Below are 2,181 nucleotides of genomic sequence, written 5' to 3' on the forward strand. Positions count from 1 at the left end.
CTCGGTCAGCCACCTGTTTGACGGCTTCAATTTTAAATTCTTCGGTGTAGCGTGAGTTGCTCATTGGACCTCCTGGGTGCCTCGATTATAAGGCCTGGAGGTGTCTACGAAACTAGGGGCGATTCACCCATACGGCAGGTGTGGCGGTGTTCAAGGACGGAAAAAGAATTTACAGTGAGAATGCTTAGATGTTCAATCTGATCTCTCCGCTCAAAATGATTAGTGTCGTATTGATGTTGTTCGGCTTTGGTGCTATCGCTGCCATATACACCTTGGAGAAAACACAATTTTCTGCAGCGAATCCGTATCGAACGGTAATGATATTAGCTTCGATGTATGATCTGCTTCTTCTGTGTCTTGCTCATTTTGGTTGGCGGTGGATATGGCGGAAAATCCCTCTGCTTAGCTCTCTATTGTTTCCTGATCTTAATGGTCAGTGGAGAATGACGATTCATTGGTCAGGAGTAGACGGGCGAGGTGAAGTTGAAGCTAATGCTGTAATCAAACAAAGTTTCGTCTCCTTCAGTATCGAAGTGCAATCGGACGGGTCAGATTCGGAAACACTAGTCGTTCAGCCAAAAAAAGATCCGGAGTCAGGGAGGCCGATTTTGTACTATGTCTACAGAGTAATCCCTAAAGGAGGGCAAGATTCGGCGGCAAGCTCTTATGAAGGGGCGGCAATATTAAAATTTTTTGAGGAAGATTCCCATGGCTTGCGTGGAAACTATTTTACCAGTAGAAATACTCAGGGCAGATTCGAGCTTCAGAGACTAAAAACTTAGCTCGCTTTCTGATGTTACGCAGCAAATAATCTCTCGCGATATACTAAGGCCAACCCATATATCACCCCTGATACCAAGAATCATGAAGAGCATTGGATGTGTGCGCTTTCTGCATATCTTCTTCCATTCATTTAGGTCGAGCCCGGACGGAGAAGGATGTAGCTCAGGATGAGTGTGCCAGTCACCGAGGTAGTCCATCGTCTGCCCACTTGCGTGCCATTCTTTTTGAGCGACTTGTTGATGATGCAGCGCAGATCGATAAAATTCGTGTCTATGGCGTCTGTCCTCTACTTGTGGGACAGTCACCTGTGTGACGTGTAGGTGAGCGCCTCTGCGATAGCCAAGAATTATTCCTCCAGCTTCGGGCTTGTGAGACTCATCTTGTCGATATAAATCCATTGCCTCCAGGGGAGAGCGCTCAACAAGTATTTTTGTGAGCGGTTTTTTGGGGGCTTCCCAAATTAAGTGGGATCGCATGCAGGGCAGCTCTTCAACTTGGATGGATCATGATTGCGTAGTTTATAGACGTCAGCCCCTTCAACACTCCTTGTCCGGAATTTCGGTGATGGCGACCCCTGCAACCAAGAACAGATCATGTCAATCGCTAATGCAGATGCGTGTAGAGGTGCGGAAACCGCATACGGAGTGAATGCACGACAACCATCTGTGTACTGAAAGGAGGCAGTTTTTAGGAGTTCAAATCGCTCTTTTCGGTGATGATTTGAATCTGGAATCGTCAAGCAACGGTAACATCCGCCTCCAGTGGCGTCGGTCCACAATGCCTGGACCGCCTCTCCGTTTCCACGTATCCAAACATGAAGTACAGGTATTTTGGCATCACGATTCAGCCGAAGTCCATTTAGCAGTTCGCTAACCGCTTCCTCGCCAGTCGCATCAATGATGAGATCCGCATCAAACAATTGCTTGTATTCAAAAGCGCTGCTTGCAATTCCAATAACTTTGCTATGGGGAAACAGTCGTAGTAGCTCTTCTTGAAGGGCCTCTGTTTTGTAGCGAAACAGGGAAGGAAAACCAAGTGCATGTCTACCGAGGTTCTCTGGCCCAAGCTTGTCTGAGTCAATAATTTTGAGGATGCCGCGCTCGCCAGTGCCAGCTCCCAGCCGTACCAGCGCTTGGGCAACAAACGATCCAATAGCGCCACATCCAACTACGGTGACGCGTTTGTCCTGAAGGTCTTCGTAACTAAGATTTCTGGGTATACGGATTTAATGGTTGATGGGGCACCTTTACCCCACCAACCTGATACCATTATCAGATGGTTGATAGATCGACTCCGTAGTTGAGTTCCTCTGCGAAGTCCGGCAGTCCGTAACCGATGGTTTTCTTGTAGAAAGGAGAGACCTTCGCAGTCGGTGCCTTCTTCTTGTGCTTCGTGGTG

General features: G+C 47.8%; 3 protein-coding genes. 1 reads left to right on the plus strand and 2 read right to left on the minus strand.

Annotated features, from left to right (window positions below):
* Positions 1–188 precede the first annotated feature (188 nt).
* Positions 189–782 (plus strand): Cap15 family cyclic dinucleotide receptor domain-containing protein, encoded by a 594-nt coding sequence (locus EF096_RS20070; RefSeq protein ID WP_123891508.1) that lies wholly within the window; start codon positions 189–191, stop codon positions 780–782.
* On the opposite strand, the gene EF096_RS21055 is transcribed toward EF096_RS20070, so the two are convergent.
* Complete coding sequence (locus EF096_RS21055) at positions 771–1,259, minus strand: Mov34/MPN/PAD-1 family protein (protein WP_123891509.1); 489 nt, start codon at positions 1,257–1,259, stop codon at positions 771–773. The genes EF096_RS20070 and EF096_RS21055 overlap by 12 nt on opposite strands.
* Positions 1,244–2,008 (minus strand): HesA/MoeB/ThiF family protein, encoded by a 765-nt coding sequence (locus EF096_RS21060; RefSeq protein ID WP_123891510.1) that lies wholly within the window; start codon positions 2,006–2,008, stop codon positions 1,244–1,246. Before EF096_RS21060 ends, EF096_RS21055 begins: the two co-directional genes overlap by 16 nt.
* Between the last annotated feature and the right edge of the window lie 173 nt (positions 2,009–2,181).

The sequence above is a fragment of the Pseudomonas neustonica genome (assembly GCF_003797945.1).
Lineage (GTDB): Bacteria > Pseudomonadota > Gammaproteobacteria > Pseudomonadales > Pseudomonadaceae > Halopseudomonas > Halopseudomonas neustonica.